Source organism: Pseudoalteromonas sp. MMG005 (genome assembly GCF_018101015.1).
Taxonomy (GTDB): Bacteria; Pseudomonadota; Gammaproteobacteria; order Enterobacterales; family Alteromonadaceae; genus Pseudoalteromonas; species Pseudoalteromonas aurantia.
Genome location: NZ_JAGJEK010000030.1, coordinates 19,051 through 35,947, shown reverse-complemented (window position 1 = coordinate 35,947; position 16,897 = coordinate 19,051). Strand labels below are relative to the sequence as shown.

The window sequence follows — 16,897 nt, the reverse complement described above, 5'->3', positions numbered from 1 at the left end:
AATACGATAATATTATGAACCCTAAAATTACTTACCTTTTAACAACCTTGATGCTGTTAGTTGGCTGTGATGCTAATACACCTGCGTCTTTGTCTTTTAATGATGTACGCAATGAGCTTAAAGCGAACAATCGCGTGCTTGATGGCCATACAAAGATGGATGACATCATTACGTTACCATTTAGTGAGGCTTACTTAGCGCGCCGGCATCATTTGTATGGATCGGTTGCTGTTGATGTGTTGACGCAAGCACAGCAACAAGAACTCGAATTTCTTCAAATTCAGGAACGCTACCCTGAGCGCTTTTTACCTTGGCCTGTACAAGTCAATATGCTCGAGAACTTAGGCACTAACAATGAAAAATTAGCTGCATGGTCACACTTAGTACAGACGCGATTGCAGCAAGCGATAGACAGTAAAATTTATTTATCTCGCTATGAACGTGACAGACTATTGCGATATATCACGACGACAACGCCTCAGGTAGGATCAATAGTGTCGTTAGAAACGTATTTAGACACATATAAGCCCAGAACAGCTCTAGGTTTGTATCAATTGCCAAATGGTAAGGAATGGTATCAAAGTAAGCTAAATTACTACTATGGCCTTACTAAGGCACCTAGTAAAACGCTCAATGTAGTTCAACAAGCATTGGCGAGCCAAGGAAAAAAGAGTTCGATTGATATCGATGATAGTAATGGAAGGCATTTTACACTGCACTATTTACAAGCGCACTGCCAGCTGATAAATGGGTTAAATTGGATTGATAGTTATATCAATTTACCTGAAACGGCACGCCACTGCGCATTCAGTATTAAACCAGATACAAAGCACTTGATTTTGGCATTAATGGAGATTGACCTCGGGATTCATTATCAAGGTTGGTCACACAAGCAGGCGAGTGTTACTTTGCAAGCGCGGATAAAACTCGTTGATGAGCAAACAGCGGCACTGATTGAAAGTGTGCTCTTATACCCAGGCAGTATTTTCTCTTTGGCGAACATCGCTGGCTTTAACTCACTTTAGATTGGCATTGATGGCATCGCTGAGTAGCCGCATCTTTTTTGAGTTCTTCGTACGTTAGTGGTACTTCACAGTCACAACAATAGCCAAATTGACCAATGTCGATTTGGCACAGCGCGGCTTCTAATTGCACTAACCGTTGGTAACGTGGAAATTGTTCAGGAGTCACTTTACTTGCAATAAGGTCAAGCCAATCTGCGGGCGCGTTTTGTTCTAATACTAGCGCGAGCTCCCCTGTATATGGATGCTTTGATTGCTTTAGTTCCAATAAAAACCGATTGCGAACGAACTCAAGCTCATTCTTCAATTGAAGTTGATAGTTTCCAGTTTGTTCTGTATTCATAGTTGCTCTCCTGTGAACAACTATTATCATCAGCTTTAGTCAATTATATTATGATTTGAATCAATACTTGGCTGTTTTGCGTATTTTTCTAACACATTCACAACATCTTGTTTGGCTTTTAAGGTTTTTATTTCATCAAATAACTCATGGGCTTGTGGGTATTGACGCTTCAAATAGCCTAACCATTGCTTTGTTCTGGATGAAAAGTATTTCTCGTTAGACGCTGGGTCTTGGTGCATAGATGAGTGCAGTATATGATAAATAATATGCTCCCATTGCAGCGGAGTATAGTCATACCCTTGCATTTTAGCTTTAATTTTTGCCGCTAAATCAGGTGTTGCAAGCGCACCTCGGCCTAACATCAAATCTTTACAACCACTGCGTTGTTGGCACAAGAAAGCATCTTCAACTTGCCAAATTTCTCCATTTGCGACAACTGGTATTGAGAGCCTAGATAATAAGGGAGGGATCTTTTCCCAATAAGCAGGTGGTTTGTAGCCATCTTTTTTGGTTCGGGCATGAATCGCTAAACTAGATGCGCCAGCACTTTCAACGGCATCAATAATCTCGCTGCTGTTACTGTCATCATCGAAACCCAGTCGGATCTTAGCACTCACTTGATGTTCGCTTGGTACTGCGTCACGTACGGCTTTGATGATTTGATACATTTGCTCTGGTTCTTTGAGTAAAACAGCCCCACCTTTACTTTTATTGACCGTTTTAGCTGGGCAACCAAAATTTAAGTCAATGCCATGAGAGCCGAGCATAACGGCTTTTCGGGCATTATTCGCCAAAGCATGTGGTACCTGCCCTAGTAGCTGAATACGAACGGGTGTGCCAGCGCGTGTTTTACCTTTATTGAGCAACTCAGGGCAATAGCGAGTGAAAACGCGTCGTGGAAACGTTAGGTCGACAACGCGAATGAACTCGGTGACACATAGATCAAAGCCGCCAATGTCAGTTAATAACTGGCGCATTTTAAAATCGACGACGCCTTCCATAGGGGCTAACACTAGTTTCATCAGGTTACTTCATACAGCAAAAGGGCGGCCATTTTAAACGACTCTGTAGAAGTTTCTAAGTACAAATTTGCTTTTTTTGAGTTTTTAGTGAAAGATTTTAGTAGGGCATATGGTCTATTCAATGAATCAATTATTTCACAGAGAGAATCCAGCATGAACACAATTAAGAAAAACTCTATTGCATTAACACTAGGTGCGGTTGTTGTAGGTACTGCGAGTTTAGCTGCTCCAGAGGCGAGCGCTAACCCATTTGCATTTGAAACAATGACTGCGGGATACCAGTTAGACGCTGGAGAAGGTAAATGCGGCGAAGGTAAATGTGGCGGCGACGCAAAAGGTAAAAAAGAAGGTAAATGCGGCGAAGGCAAATGTGGCGGCGACGCAAAAGGTAAAAAAGAAGGTAAATGCGGCGAAGGCAAATGTGGTGGCGACGCAAAAGGTAAAAAAGAAGGTAAGTGCGGCGAAGGCAAATGTGGTGGCGACGCAAAAGGTAAAAAAGAAGGTAAGTGTGGTGAAGGCAAGTGTGGTGGTTCACACTAAGAAAATAACACTGGGGTAGCGCTGGCTGCCCCAATTAAGGAGAAAAGATGCTGCAGTCCCAATTAGGAAAAGTTGGCCTTGGTTTAAGGCGAGAGATGTTAGATGACTTTTTACTTTCTCCTCCGTCTGAGGCGCAGTTTTTTGAAGTGGCACCAGAAAACTGGCTTAAGATGGGAGGTAAGTTTGGTCGCCAGTTTAAACAATTGACACAGCGGCATCAGTTTATTTGTCATGGTTTATCACTGTCTTTAGGGTCACCGAATGCTCTTGATGTTGCTTTTGTTAAAGAGTTAAAAACATTTTTTGATGAACATAATATTCTGCTTTACAGTGAGCATCTTAGCTACTGTTCCGGTAGCGGGCATATGTACGACTTAATGCCTATTCCCTTTACTGAGGAGGCGGTAACACATGTTGCGAGCCGTATTCGGCAGGTACAAGATATTTTAGAGCGAACTATTGCAATAGAAAATGTCTCGTACTACGCAGCGCCGGGTCAACAGATGTCAGAGCAAGACTTTACTTTAGCTGTTTTAGAAGAAGCAGACTGTGACTTGTTATTAGATGTAAATAACATTTACGTTAATAGCGTAAACCATCAATATGATGCGCTTGAGTTCATGCGTGCAATGCCGCAAGCGCGCATAGCATATGGGCATGTGGCAGGGCATTTTGTAGAAGCAGAAGATTTACTTATTGATACACACGGCGCACCGGTTTGTGATCCGGTTTGGGATTTACTGGATAAAACATATCAATATCATGGTGTATTTCCCACTTTACTAGAACGCGACTTTAATATTCCCGACATTGTAGAGCTTAGGGGAGAATTAAATCAAATTCACAGCTTGCAGGCCCAAGCACAACTTAATACGAAGGGGGTTGCATAATGTCATTTGTTGAAGTGCAACAAGCGTTTATGGCCCACATTCGAAACCCTGAATTAGTTGCTCGGCCAAAAGGTGTGTCAGAACGGCGAATAAAAATTTATAACGAGCTGTTTTTTAATAATATTGAAGGTTTTGTTGCGTCGGCCTTTCCGGTATTAAAAAGTCTGTATGAGCGTAAAGATTGGCTGGCATTAGTACGCCAATTTTTTACTGTACATAACTGTCAGAGCCCCTATTTTTTGGAGATTAGCCAAGAGTTCTTATCGTTTTTACAGCATAGTTATGAGCTGACACCGAACGACCCTGTCTTTATGCTGGAGCTAGCGCACTATGAATGGGTAGAGCTTGACGTATCTGTGTGCCTAAGTTCAGACAACTATTGTGCAATAAGTGATTGGCAGACGCAGCCTTTATACTTAAAAGACACCGCCCGTAATTTAAGTTATACCTTTGCGGTTCATCAAATTAGTGAGGAATTCGTGCCACAACAGCCAAGTGAGCAACCCCATTACTTTGTGGTATATCGGGACGCAGATGAAGAGGTGGCATTTATTTCTTCTAATCCGATGACGGCTTTACTACTGAACGTGTTAGAACAAAACCCAGGGATTGTACTGCCCAAGTTAGTTGAAGCAGTGTTGACTCAGGTTCCTCAGTTTACGTATGAACAGCTAAGTGTAGGTGCACAACAAACACTCAGTGCAATGGCCGAATTAGGAGTTGTTGCGTCAAAAAACTAACATTTACATCTTTATTGACTATAGTAGATCGATTATCATGTGCTGCGTTTTGTCGTGCTAAAAATTAAGGTAATTACTATGTCTGAAGGTGATTTCAAAGACCCATTTAATGCAACATATTTTTTTGCATTTTTAGCGGTGTTTGCAGTGGTAGGGTGTTTAAATGGGATTTTAGGTTGGATCAGCCTAAGCGCATAAACCCAATCACATTGTTTATATCATAAGGCTGCCAATGTGCAGCCTTTTTTGTTGTTTGTTTGAGCACTCAAACGTATTAATTTGATAAACATAGCAACGGGCATTTCATGTTCAGCCATTCTTGTTATAATCACTTCTTTGATAATTTATTTAACAAAGTTCCTTATTATGACGAAAGCTAATTTGTCTTTAATTGCAGACAGTATTGTAACTATTCCAGATTACCCTAAACCTGGGATCATGTTTCGCGATGTAACAACGCTACTCGCTAACCCTGAAGCACTTAAAGCAACCATCGATTGCTTTATTGAGAAATATCAAGGGCAAGGGTTTACAAAAATAATAGGGACAGAATCCCGCGGCTTTATTTTTGGTGCGCCTTTATCGTACGCATTAGGTATTCCATTTATTCCAGTACGTAAGCCAGGCAAATTACCACGTGAAGTGATCAGTCAATCTTACCAATTAGAATACGGTGAAGACACCTTAGAGTTACATACCGATGCAATCGTAGAGGGTGATAAAGTACTCTTAGTTGATGACTTACTAGCAACAGGTGGCACAATTGAAGCAACCGCTAAATTGGTAGAGCGCTTAGGCGGTAAGGCAACGGATGGCGCGTTTGTTATCTCATTACCGGGCCTTGGTGGCGAGAAGCGTATTAAAGAACTTGGTATTAACGTGTTTACGTTGGTCGAGTACGAAGGCGAATAATATGAGTTATCAGGTCCTAGCTCGAAAGTGGCGTCCACAAACCTTTCATCAATTAGTTGGCCAAGCGCATGTAAAGCAAGCACTGGTCAATGCACTCAATGAGCAAAGGTTGCACCACGCTTATTTATTCACTGGGACCCGAGGCGTTGGTAAAACGACCATCGCCCGTATTTTTGCAAAAAGCCTTAATTGTGATCAAGGGATCACGTCTAATCCGTGTGGACAGTGCAGTAGCTGCCAAGATATCGAAGCTGGTAAGTTTATTGACCTCATTGAAATCGATGCAGCGTCACGCACAAAAGTAGAAGATACACGGGAAATTTTAGACAATGTACAATATTCACCAACAAGAGGCCGATATAAGGTTTATCTAATAGATGAAGTACATATGCTGTCAAAGCATAGTTTCAATGCATTGCTTAAAACGCTTGAAGAGCCTCCCGAGCACGTTAAGTTTTTATTGGCGACAACCGATCCACAAAAGTTGCCAGTCACGATTTTATCGCGATGTTTGCAATTTAATTTAAATGCACTGTCTCAAGGTGAAATCACCGCTCAGCTAGAGCACATTTTACCGCAAGAAAACGTGACCTTTGACGAGCAGTCGTTACAAATATTGGCCAAAGCAGCCGATGGCAGTATGCGAGATGGCCTCAGTTTAACAGACCAAGCTATAGCACAAACCAATGGTGACTTAAATGTGGTTGCAGTCCAACAAATGCTCGGACTGATGGACAGCCGTCATGCTTTACTCTTATTGTCAGCTGTTTTATGTCAAGACGGCGAGTTATTACTCACTGAAGTCGCAAATATAGCTGTAAAAAATGGCAACTTCATTAGTGTGCTAGATGATTTAATTGCGCTATGCCATGTGATCCAATTAGCGCAGCTTGTGCCTCAGGCCGTGCAATTTAGTCAATTTGAAGAAGCTGATGTTCTCGCTATTATGCAGCAAACTGATGCACATCAAGTACAACTGTTTTACCAATTATTACTCAATGGTAAAAAAGACTTAAAATGGGCGCCAGAGCAAAAACTGGGTTTTGAAATGGTGATGCTACGTTTGTTGGCGTTTGAACAAAGTGATATATCACAATCAAGCACACCATCCACAGAACAAGTCACAACAAGTAAGTCAAAGGTAGGTGATTTACGTGCGTTATTTAATAAGCCAGCAAAACAACAAAGCCAACCACCACAGCCCTCTGTATCTGACTCTCAAGCAGCATCTCAAGTAATACAGCCACAAGTTGATCAGCATACGAAACAGCAAACAGCAGAGCAACAACCGCAGCATGAAGTCACTGCACCTGCAATCGCTGAACATGGCGTGATAGAGCACACCTCGGTTAACCAAGCTGCGGCTTTTGAATCAGCAACATCTAACAATGTTAATACAGTTGATATGCACTCTCCAGAGTTGTCAGCTAATGCACCTGACGTAGTTGAAAGCTTTGCAGCCACCCCTGCGCTGGATAAGGCATTTATTGAACAGAATAATGACCAGCCCGCTGAACACAGTGCAGAACAGAATATTGCAAATGAATACAGCGAGCTAATGTCGCAAGCGGTTGAGCTAGGGTTTAGTGAATCTCAAAATACCCAGAGTACTCAGCAGCCTGCAGACAATAGCAATACTCAATCGTCTACAGTGCCTCAGGTAGAGGGTGATTCCTTACAAGTTAAGCAAGCGAATGCGAATTCGGCAATTGCTAAAATATTGCAAAATCGTAATATTTCTGGGGCAGGGCAACTTTTACAGCCAAAAGGCGAAGAGCCAAAAAAGCCGACGGCGCATAGTGCGCCGCATACACACGAGCATAAACGCGCGGTTACTGTTGAAAAACCTGAAAAGAAAATTCCGTTTGCGCAAAAGCATCAAGCGAAAACCGAAAATTTAGCACCGGAACTATTAGAGCAAATAGCGCCAGTGAAAAAGGCAGAGCAACCAGAACCAGCTGCTCAAGCAGTCGAAATACCTGAAGATTTTACCAGTCCAATTAGTGATATTCGTTTTGCTCATCAACAAGATGAATGGGCACATTTAATTAAGCGAATGGGGCTTGGTGGTAGAATGCGACAATTTGCGTTACATTCTATTTTTAATAAAGAAAATAACAGTATTAAGTTGGATGTAGATGCGTCGCAGCAACACTTAGACAGCGCAATTTTACGACAGAAATTGATTGCTTCATTAAGTGAAATATACGGGTATGAAGTTGAGGTAGACATTGTGTTTGCCCCAGGCGTAATAGATTCCCCGTTTTTGATTCAGCAAAAAATAGACGCACAGCGCTACCAGCAAGCTGTGGATGTTATTAACCAAGATGAGAATGTCGTGCAGTTCGTACAAGAATTTGCTGCGATCATTGATGAAAATACGATTCAGGCGTTGTAATTCGTTACAATAGCCCTTATCTTTTAGCCAGTTTTGATTTGATGTAAGAGAGAAAGTTTATGTTTAAAGGTGGAATGGGTAACATGATGAAGCAAGCGCAGCAAATGCAAGAGCGCATGCAAAAAGCCCAAGACGAAATTAAAAATTTAGAAGTAACAGGTGAAGCCGGTGCTGGCCTAGTTAAAGTGACTATGTTAGGTAGCCACAATGTACGTCGTGTTGAAATTGATGAGAGCCTAATGGAAGACGACAAAGATATGATTGAAGATTTACTGGCAGCAGCGGTGAATGACGCAGTACGTCGTGTAGGTGAAGCGTCAGAGAAGAAAATGGCCGATGTAACAGGCGGTATGCAATTACCACCTGGTATGAAAATGCCGTTTTAATAATTTGGATTGATATGAAAGCCCAAGCTAATGCTTGGGTTTTTTGTAGGTTATTTTAGTAGAGGAAGATTCATAAAAAACTTGCTTCTGTATTAGGGTTTGATTCATTATTGCAGTCTGCATATAGTTTAGTGCTTTGAACCTATGCATTGTTACTTAACAAAATAACCTCGGTATATCTTACCCTCTTGATTTACAACTTGAGAGCGGACTGTTCTAGAGACTGAACTTTAACTTAATAAGATTGAATAATTAATTTCACATGGTGATATTTTTAAAATATCATATGTCGATTTTTGACTTTATGGAAGAGGCAGTTTATGAATTTTAAGTTTGTTTGGTTGCTCTGTATTTGTATTCTTTTTGGCAATACAGCTGTTGTAGCGAGTACAGATTTACAGTGCTCTATCATGGAAGTAGCAAAAAACGTTAATGTACGTTCAATGCCAACTAAGAATAGTAAGAAAATAGGATATTTGCAGGTTGGGCAACAATATGTTGAAACCGAACAGCAAGGAAATTGGAGTCGTGTTTGGTTTAAAAATAAACAATATTGGGTCTATAGAAAGGGTTACTTAAAGTCTGTATCGGGGCAATGTGTTCAAATTATGAATACAGAGACTGGCCATGTTAATGTCAGAGAAAGTAGCAACAAATATACGCAGAAAATAGGCGTGGCTCCTGAAAAATCTTTGTGGGCATTACAAGCGAAAGAAGGGATGTGGGCCAAATTATGGTATGACGCTAAACCAGCATATATACATACAAAGTATGCAAAAGATACCAACCCACTTTTAAAAGATGTAATCGCAGATCCTAACTTCTTAAAATGCTTAAGTGAAAATCACACCCAGGCTTCAGATGTTACAAGTATAAATTGTGCACGAAGAAAAATTGAATCAACTCGCGGTATAGAATTTTTACGTTTACTTATTGAAGCCAGATTAAGCGGTAATCAGATTAAAGAAATTGACACTAAACATAATATTAGATTAGAAGTATTAGACCTTTCAGTAAATCAACTTTCGTCTGTAAACGTGACGGAAAATCCTGAGTTAGTAGAATTGTCTGTTACTTATAATGAACTTGTTGATATTGAACTATCTAGAAATCAACGGCTTAAAAATTTATCAGTAGGCAACAACAACCTGCAAAAAATAGATATAACAAATAACGTTCATTTAGTTGAATTTTACGCAGAGTATAACGAGCTTACAGCACTTGATGTTAGTAAAAACCTAAAACTAAATAATCTAGATATCAGTAATAACAATATCGCTGAGCTGGATTTGAGCTTGAATGAAAACCTCAAGACTTTAATCGTTGAAAGTAATCAGCTTCAGGAACTTAATGTTAGAAATAATTTAGAGTTAACGTCGATTCTTGCGAATAACAATTTTCTTAATGAAATAGACGTTTTTAATAATGTTGAATTAGTCTTTTTTTATGCTGAGCATAATGCGCTGGAAAGAATAAATGTAGAAAACAATAAAAAGTTGGTCAGTTTATTTCTTGGGTTTAATGCGTTAGCTGAAATAGATGTGAGCAATAATTCTGAACTGAAGAGGTTTAGAGCGCATGTTAACCAGCTAACAAAGATTGACTTAGCTGAAAATAGTAGCCTGATAGAGCTAGTACTAGATAGAAATAAAATTGAGAATATTGACTTCAGTAACAATCTTGAGTTAGAAATTATCGGTCTAGAGCGTAACCGAATTTCACAACTTGATATAAATAACAATATTAAACTTAGGTTGCTAGGGATAGATGAGAACGTAATTTGTGTCGGTGCTCGGTGTGTAATAAGAAAAGTGTGGATGAAGCAGCTATGAAGAAAAATCCTCTTAATCCCGAGCATGCCGCCTACTTTCTTTTGCAAAGAAATAACGCTGATTAGACTGTTTATGACGTATTGGTACGTGTTTAATATAATTAAAATTAAGTTAACAACAAGGAATATATTTTGAAGTTTGTATGGGTGTTAATTACTGTATTGAGTTTAAACGCATTTGGGTTGACCTATAAGTCAGATAATTTCACGGTGGAATATGATGCAAATGTGTCTAAAGAAATAGTCGCAAAACTTGCGACGCAAATAGAAAAAGAGCGGGCGATTGTTTTGAACTATTTGAATCAGTCGACAAGCTATCATGGTACGCCAATCAAAGAGCCGCTCATTGTTTATATCTCAAAGAAAAAACGTATACCTTATCAAGATTGGAATACCATCCATTTACCTGAAAAAAGAGTGCTTCAAACATTTTCTGAAGAAGTATTATCAGAGAAAGTTAAAGGGGCTAACGCGGGGCTCGCCGTTATTCATGAGCTGACTCATGTTTATGCTGTGAGTGCGTATAGAAAGCAGAAGAAAAATGGCTATGAAGATAGGTTCTTTGATGATGGAATTGCGGTATTTTTGCAGCATAGATTTGGTGCTGTGCCTGAGTACCCTGATTTTGGCCACGACCTTTATCGTGCGGTTGCCGTGGCAGCAACGGAATATGGCCAGCTAATTCGCCTTGCTGAGGCTGAAAACGTCAGGCACAGTGCTAAAACGGGGTTAGGTAGAAAGCTGGCTTATTTACAAGAGGGGGCTTTCACGCAGTTTTTAATCGAGCGATTTGGACTGACTACTTACCTCGAAATATATGCTGGCGCAGACGTAAAAGTGAAAACAGGGTATTCATTGATTGAGCTTGAAAAGCAATGGGTGACGTTAATATCGGTATTTATGTCATAGTAATAAACAAGGATGGAGGCATAGTGTACTTGGCTTTGAGGACGCTATAGATAGACTAGGTTTCGGAACTCCTATTAATTTTCAACAACTATTGCTTTTTGTCTGCCTTAGCCATTTAGCCCTTCAAAAGAGGGGCTGATACATGGTGCTTGTTTATTCTTTATACGAGCGCTTTTTCATTATTTATCACATGTCTTCTGTTAGGCCATTTAATGTTGGTTAAGTCTGGCTCACTGGTCTCGTTTAATTGTATCTTCAGTCATTGATTTGATATGTTATATTGTATCTATATTTGGAAGGATACAATGATAACATGGCAATTAAACCACATAGAGATAAACGCTTTTCATTTTATGAAATTGATATCAATGGGTATAAAGCAGTAGGGATATTGGCACTTTACTCACATCAAGACGCACATGAAGGAAGCTCGTCAATACGTCTGCTAGGGCATGAAGCGGTGAGTGTCTCGCACGCGCTGGCTTTGAGAAAGTCGCTGGCGCAGTCTGCTAACACATTACCGCCTTGCATGTTAATTGCTGATATTGATTTTAGCGTATTAGACTGGCACTCGCAGTGTACGTTAGTGAAAACATGGTTTGAGCCGAGTGTGGGGGGGCGTGGTAAAAGCAAACACCGAGTGTATGATATTAATAACGAACAGTTGCAGTCTAGGTTGCAAAATACGTTATTACAGCAACAGCAGCTGTTGATTGCTGACGGACATCATCGTGTATTTGCAGCGAGTTTACCCAGTAAACATAAGATTGACTTGCCAATATGGATCACCTCTAAAACTCAAGCATGGGTTGATAGTTTTACTTTGCAAGTACACTTGTCAGCGCCAGTGAGCGTTGACTATATTGATCAACATTTTAGTCAATATGACATTACACGCACGGTTGATAACGCCACACCTCACTATATGTTACAGATAAATGGTCAATCTTATCCGTATTGTCTTAATAACGACGAAGTAGGCCCAAGTACATTGCAGATATATCAGTCTGACTCACTCAAAATTCAGCGGGTTATTCGCTGCGCCATCGCTGCATTACCGCAGGTACTTTATTGTCAGTCAAGTAAAGAGTGTCACAAAGACAGCAGTGGGCTATTTATGCATATTGGTATTCAAGCGCCTTTAGTGTCTGATATTTTGAATGCGGCGCAACATGGAGAGTACTTTCCTGAAAAGTCGACGTATTTTATACATAAACCCGTATCACAAGCGGTATTAGAGCGTATTACAGTTGATTGTGCCTAACGCATTGAGTGAGCAGTGTGAATGTGCATGATGGATATCATGCACATAGTTAGAGCTCTCGTACCTTACGTTTCGTGTGAGGCCAATTTTGAAAGTAGCTTTATAACGCGGTCATTGTGCTCTGGTAGGCCAATGGAAATGCGTATAAATTGCTCGAACCCAAATTCTTTCCAAGGCTTTATCATGATCCCATTTTCTAAAAATATATCTGCAACATGCGTTGCTGGTTGACGCACATTGATAAAGAGAAAGTTTGCAAGACTTGGTGCAACAAAGTAGCCAAATGATTCTGCTTCATTGCGAACTCGCTCTCTTTCGTTGTTAACCAAATCAACGGTATCGTTTAAGTAACTGCTATCTTCCAGTACCGCGATAGCCGCCGCTTGTGCGAGGTTGTTGACATTATATGGGGTTCTCACCCGATCTAGATAATCAACAATATGGGTGTCAGACATAATACCGTATCCTACACGCAGCCCAGCTAAGCCATATGCTTTTGAAAAAGTACGCAGTATTGCAAAGGGTCGATTTTGCTTTTTGAGTATTGCTAAGCTATCAGCGAACTTATGGCTGTTGTTAGCGAATTCACAATAGGCTTCGTCAATTAAAATAAAGGTGTCTTTCGGGCAGGCATCAATAATACCTTGCAATCCAGCATCGTCTAACGTGCATCCGACAGGGTTTGAAGGATTGGCAATCATCAGCATTGTGAGGTTAGGGTGTGCTTTAATGGCACTTACCCACGCTGTGACATCGTAGTCGAAGTGCTCATCCATTGGGATGTTGGTCACATTGGCTCCCATCATATTGGCGTAAATGGGGTGTAAAGCAAAGGCAGGTTTGGCCACAAACACAGCATCGGCCTGATTGATAAACGCTTTACACAGCATAGATAAAATATCTTCTGAGCCGTTACCAATAACCAGATGTTCTCTGGGTACGTTGAGCTTGGCGGAAAGTGTACTTTTCAATTCAGTACATTGGCTATCTGGGTAATAACTCATGTCGCTAAGCTTACTTTGCACCAAATTGAGCGCGGCAGTGCTGGCGCCGAATGGGTTTTCATTTACAGACAAATTCACCATATTTTTAGCAGGATACAGCATGTCAGCTTGCACTAACGTTTGACCTGCGCCATAAGCGGGAAGTTGTGCAACTTCTTGCCTGACTTGCTGGTCGGTAAAGGCGATAGAATGCGTGGTTATCATGCTTGTTGTCCTTGTATTTCAGCGGCAGTGTCTAAGCTTTTGACGCGATAATTAAACATCCATAATTGTGATAACGCGGTGACACTTAATCCAAGAGTGAGTGCGTACCAGACCCCATTTATGCCAAGGTTCATATAACTGCTTAGTAGCCATGCGACCGGCAGACCAATAACCCAATAGCCAAGAATCGATAAGAAAAATGCACTTTTAACGTCACCGACACCACGGAGTATGCCTACACCAATATTTTGCGATGCATCAAAGACTTGTAAAACAGCCGCAATCAATAACAGCTGAGTGGCAATAGCAACGACATTTGATTGTTGTAATTCAGTGGCACTGAGAAAGGGGGCTAAAATAAATTCGGGCAGTAAAACATATGTAATTGCGATGACACCCATGATACTCGCACCGAATAGCAAACCAAAGTGGCCAACACGTTTGGCATGGGTTTTGTCAGATTTCGCATGGGCTTCACTGACATAAATTGAACATGCAGAAGAAAGTCCAGCGGCTATCATGAATACAATGTAGACAATTTGGCTCACGACGTTGTGTGCTGCAAGTTCACTAATACCTAACGTGGCGACAAATAAGGCCAGTACGGTAAAAAAGCCAGCTTCAGAGCCATAGGTTGCGCCAATGGGGTAGCCCATATGCCATGTTTTTGAGAGTGACTCTTTGTTTGTTTTCCATACTTTCCATGTGATATAGGGTTTGAGCACCTGATTTTTACAGGCAATGATCACAAACAGAAAAAATGATAGGTAGAGCACGATACAGGTTGCAACCGCCACACCAAGAAAACCTAATTCAGGTAGGCCAAAATGACCAAAAATAAAACCGTAGTTTAATATAACAGTCAGTATTACTGATACGCCCGTGATCATCATGAGCGGTCCGGGTGATTTTAAGCCAACACTAAAATGACGGATGCTTTGAAACCAGAAACAAGGCACTAAGCCCAGCGCAGCAACTACTAAGTAAGTTTCTGTTTGCTCAGCAAGCACCTCAGGTGTGCCTATGAATAGCAAAAAAGGTTTTATATTCGCCATGAGTAAAGCAAATATAACGCCGATGAGTGTACCGATCAGTAAACTGGCATTGAGCAAAGGGGTTATTTTTTCGGTTTGCGCTTTGCCTTCGGCATAAGATACAAGGTTGCCAGTGGCGGTCACAACCCCAGTCCCCATGGTTCTAAATTGGTTAAAAATACCGATGGCTAACCCACCAGCAGCTAAGTCGAGTGGGCTGAGCATGCCTAGCATCACCAAATCAATAGTGGCGATAGCCACATATAATAGATTGGTTAATATTAGCGGGCCAGCGAGTGTGCTGACCTTTTTCAGGTCATCAAATATAGAGGGTGATGTGGCTACCATAATGACACTTCCTCTACTTGAGTACTTGCTTTAGCGAATTCAGCGACAGCACGACCCAAGGCAACATCAGTAATGATCATACCGCTGTTATAGACAAAAATAATGTCGTCTGGGTGGTTACGAGCCGGTTTTTCGCCATTGAGAATGTCAGTGAGTGTGGCATCAACTTCAGGGAGTTCGCCCTGTTCATTGAGTAAATCGTCACCGGTGACTTTCATTTGTTCAGCATCAGTGGTGATCAATCTATCCGCTTTGTGTAACACGTCTTTGTCGATGCCATAGCCGACTAATATGACGACTGCTCCGGGTTTTAACCATTCATATTTAATGTTTTCTTTTGCGGATAAACCTGTCACAGCGAGAATAATGTCTGCTTGTCGTACTGATGCTTCTAAGTCGCTCGAAACCTCAACGTCATAGTCAGGGTGATGGTGTTTAAGTTTGTTTTGAACATTAGTAATACCCGCTTCATAACTGCCATGTACCGCTAATTTATTGAGTTGTGGCATTGCGCTCACTAACATGGGTAAAGCAATTTGACCTTGCACGCCAGTACCAACGACGAGTGCGCTGCGTGCGTCTGAAGTGGCTGCGGCTTTTGCGAATAACGCGGAAGTGGCCGAGGTACGCATAGGGCCCAGCTCTTTTACATCCATTAATGCCACAGGGGTACCCGTGCTGTCGTCACATAAAAAGATAAATGAATAGAACTGGTAATTGCCACGACTTCTGTCAGGGTCAAACTCATACACGACTTTAAAGCCGACGGTATTACTGGAAGCATCTCGCCCTGCCATACTATAGGCAATGGAACGGCCATCCTCTGGGGTCATGATGACTTTTAGCGGGTTGGCTGAGTCGGGGTGGTCGATGGCTTTGAAAGCGTGCTCAACGACATCAATAACTTGCTGATATGGAAAGGCAAGTGACTCGAGTAATGCTGCGTTGAGTATGGGCAAGTTGGTTTGTGTAGTTGTCATAATATGTCATTCCTTTAGGCTTTAAGTTGTTGCAGTAGGTCACTGAGTTGTTGATCTAATTGGGGGTCAAATAATTGATGCTCGGTCATCCATTGATCATTAAATACGGTATCTAAATACTTTTCACCACCATCACACACAAGTACCACAAAGATGCTGCCTGCAGGGGCTGATTGGATAGATTTTAATGCTTCATATATGACACCACCTGCTGAACCACCTACCATTAATGCGTAATGCTTTGTGAGGTAACGCGCGGTGTTAAATGCCTGTTTATCTGATACTTTGACACCCTGATCTATCAAGTCGTATTCGATTAAGGCACCAATTTCTGCGCCTTCAGGTGTACCAGTACCTGACTGATGATAACTGGCCCCTGGGCCGCCAAAAATGACAGAGCCGATTGGCTCAACGCCCAATGTTGTGAGCGAATGGCAACCTAGGTCGCGCAGCGCGCGAGTCGTGCCACACAATGACCCGCCAGTGCCGACTGCGGCAACAAGGTGAGTGATACCTGTACCAATTTGATTTACAACTTCTTTGGCCAGTTCAGTATAACCACGGCTATTGGCAAAATTGTTATGCTGTGCCGTCCAAAGCGCGCCTTGTTCTTTGGCAACTTGTTCAGCCATTGCATCACGCACGTCGGTAGCTAGGCCATCATTACCTTCGTCGCTAACACAAACGACCTCAGCACCAAATGCACGCATATTATTAATTTTGTCCTTTGCAGCATGGTTATCAACAAACGCGGTGAAATGATAACCACGTTCAGCGGCGAGCATAGCAAGACCGACACCTGTATTGCCTGAGGTCGATTCAACAATGCGGCCACCTGGTTTAAGTAAGCCGTTTTGTTCAGCTTCATCAAGCATGGACTTAGCCATACGAATTTTGGCGCTGCCGGTGGGGTTAAATTGTTCTAATTTTAAATACATTCGACTGCCATTTGGCAGAACGATGAACTCCATTAAAGGTGTATTGCCGATGCTTTGAGAGACCTTGCGATAGGCCGAAGTTGCTGAATTTTTTGTGCAGTTTTCCTGCGTATTTATAATCATAAATATGCT

16 protein-coding genes are annotated in these 16,897 nt (G+C 41.5%); 10 read left to right on the top strand and 6 right to left on the bottom strand.

Going from position 1 to position 16,897, the window contains the following annotated elements:
• The first annotated feature begins 14 nt into the window (after positions 1–14).
• Positions 15–1,025, top strand: coding sequence for a hypothetical protein (locus J8M01_RS21025; RefSeq protein ID WP_211059236.1), 1,011 nt, complete (start codon positions 15–17; stop codon positions 1,023–1,025).
• On the opposite strand, the gene J8M01_RS21020 is transcribed toward J8M01_RS21025, so the two are convergent.
• Positions 1,012–1,365 carry a conjugal transfer protein TraR gene (locus J8M01_RS21020; RefSeq protein ID WP_192507953.1) on the bottom strand — a complete coding sequence of 118 codons (354 nt, stop codon included), beginning with the start codon at positions 1,363–1,365 and terminating at the stop codon, positions 1,012–1,014. The genes J8M01_RS21025 and J8M01_RS21020 overlap by 14 nt on opposite strands.
• A 35-nt stretch (positions 1,366–1,400) precedes the next feature.
• The gene (locus tag J8M01_RS21015; protein WP_192507952.1) at positions 1,401–2,387 is read right to left on the bottom strand and encodes a tRNA-dihydrouridine synthase; all 987 of its coding nucleotides are present in this window, start codon (positions 2,385–2,387) and stop codon (positions 1,401–1,403) included.
• A gap of 153 nt (positions 2,388–2,540) precedes the next feature.
• Here J8M01_RS21015 and J8M01_RS21010 point away from each other — a divergent pair, with 153 nt between their 5' ends.
• From J8M01_RS21010 to J8M01_RS20970, 9 genes are all read left to right on the top strand, one after another.
• Entirely contained in the window at positions 2,541–2,927 is a 387-nt protein-coding gene (locus tag J8M01_RS21010; protein WP_211059235.1) for a hypothetical protein, read from the top strand.
• A 47-nt stretch (positions 2,928–2,974) separates the two neighbouring features.
• Positions 2,975–3,817, top strand: coding sequence for a DUF692 domain-containing protein (locus tag J8M01_RS21005; RefSeq protein WP_211048129.1), 843 nt, complete (start codon positions 2,975–2,977; stop codon positions 3,815–3,817).
• Complete coding sequence (locus tag J8M01_RS21000; RefSeq protein ID WP_211059234.1) at positions 3,817–4,557, top strand: putative DNA-binding domain-containing protein; 741 nt, start codon at positions 3,817–3,819, stop codon at positions 4,555–4,557. The genes J8M01_RS21005 and J8M01_RS21000 overlap by 1 nt, the downstream gene beginning before the upstream one ends.
• Before the next feature lie 366 nt (positions 4,558–4,923).
• The gene (apt, locus tag J8M01_RS20995) at positions 4,924–5,469 is read left to right on the top strand and encodes an adenine phosphoribosyltransferase (protein WP_192507949.1); all 546 of its coding nucleotides are present in this window, start codon (positions 4,924–4,926) and stop codon (positions 5,467–5,469) included.
• Position 5,470: 1 nt separating this feature from the next.
• Entirely contained in the window at positions 5,471–7,867 is a 2,397-nt protein-coding gene (dnaX, locus tag J8M01_RS20990; protein ID WP_211059233.1) for a DNA polymerase III subunit gamma/tau, read from the top strand.
• Positions 7,868–7,926: 59 nt separating this feature from the next.
• A complete protein-coding gene (locus J8M01_RS20985) occupies positions 7,927–8,253 on the top strand; it encodes a YbaB/EbfC family nucleoid-associated protein (protein ID WP_010365021.1) in 327 nt (108 codons plus the stop codon).
• Between the two features lie 320 nt (positions 8,254–8,573).
• Positions 8,574–10,085 carry an SH3 domain-containing protein gene (locus J8M01_RS20980; protein WP_211059232.1) on the top strand — a complete coding sequence of 504 codons (1,512 nt, stop codon included), beginning with the start codon at positions 8,574–8,576 and terminating at the stop codon, positions 10,083–10,085.
• A 131-nt stretch (positions 10,086–10,216) separates the two neighbouring features.
• A complete protein-coding gene (locus J8M01_RS20975) occupies positions 10,217–10,993 on the top strand; it encodes a hypothetical protein (protein WP_211059231.1) in 777 nt (258 codons plus the stop codon).
• Positions 10,994–11,306: 313 nt separating this feature from the next.
• Positions 11,307–12,257, top strand: a complete 951-nt coding sequence (locus J8M01_RS20970) for a DUF1015 family protein (RefSeq protein ID WP_211059230.1) — start codon at positions 11,307–11,309, stop codon at positions 12,255–12,257.
• 65 nt (positions 12,258–12,322) lie between these two features.
• Here J8M01_RS20970 and hisC read toward each other — a convergent pair whose 3' ends face one another.
• The 4 genes from hisC to J8M01_RS20950 are packed head-to-tail and all read right to left on the bottom strand — an operon-like array spanning position 12,323 to position 16,888.
• Positions 12,323–13,465 (bottom strand): histidinol-phosphate transaminase, encoded by a 1,143-nt coding sequence (gene hisC, locus J8M01_RS20965; protein WP_211059229.1) that lies wholly within the window; start codon positions 13,463–13,465, stop codon positions 12,323–12,325.
• Positions 13,462–14,847: an MATE family efflux transporter gene (locus J8M01_RS20960; RefSeq protein WP_210997728.1), complete on the bottom strand. Its 1,386-nt coding sequence runs from the start codon at positions 14,845–14,847 to the stop codon at positions 13,462–13,464. Before J8M01_RS20960 ends, hisC begins: the two co-directional genes overlap by 4 nt.
• Positions 14,841–15,827, bottom strand: a complete 987-nt coding sequence (locus tag J8M01_RS20955) for an ornithine cyclodeaminase (protein ID WP_211059228.1) — start codon at positions 15,825–15,827, stop codon at positions 14,841–14,843. Before J8M01_RS20955 ends, J8M01_RS20960 begins: the two co-directional genes overlap by 7 nt.
• A gap of 14 nt (positions 15,828–15,841) precedes the next feature.
• Complete coding sequence (locus J8M01_RS20950) at positions 15,842–16,888, bottom strand: cysteine synthase family protein (RefSeq protein WP_211059227.1); 1,047 nt, start codon at positions 16,886–16,888, stop codon at positions 15,842–15,844.
• Between the last annotated feature and the right edge of the window lie 9 nt (positions 16,889–16,897).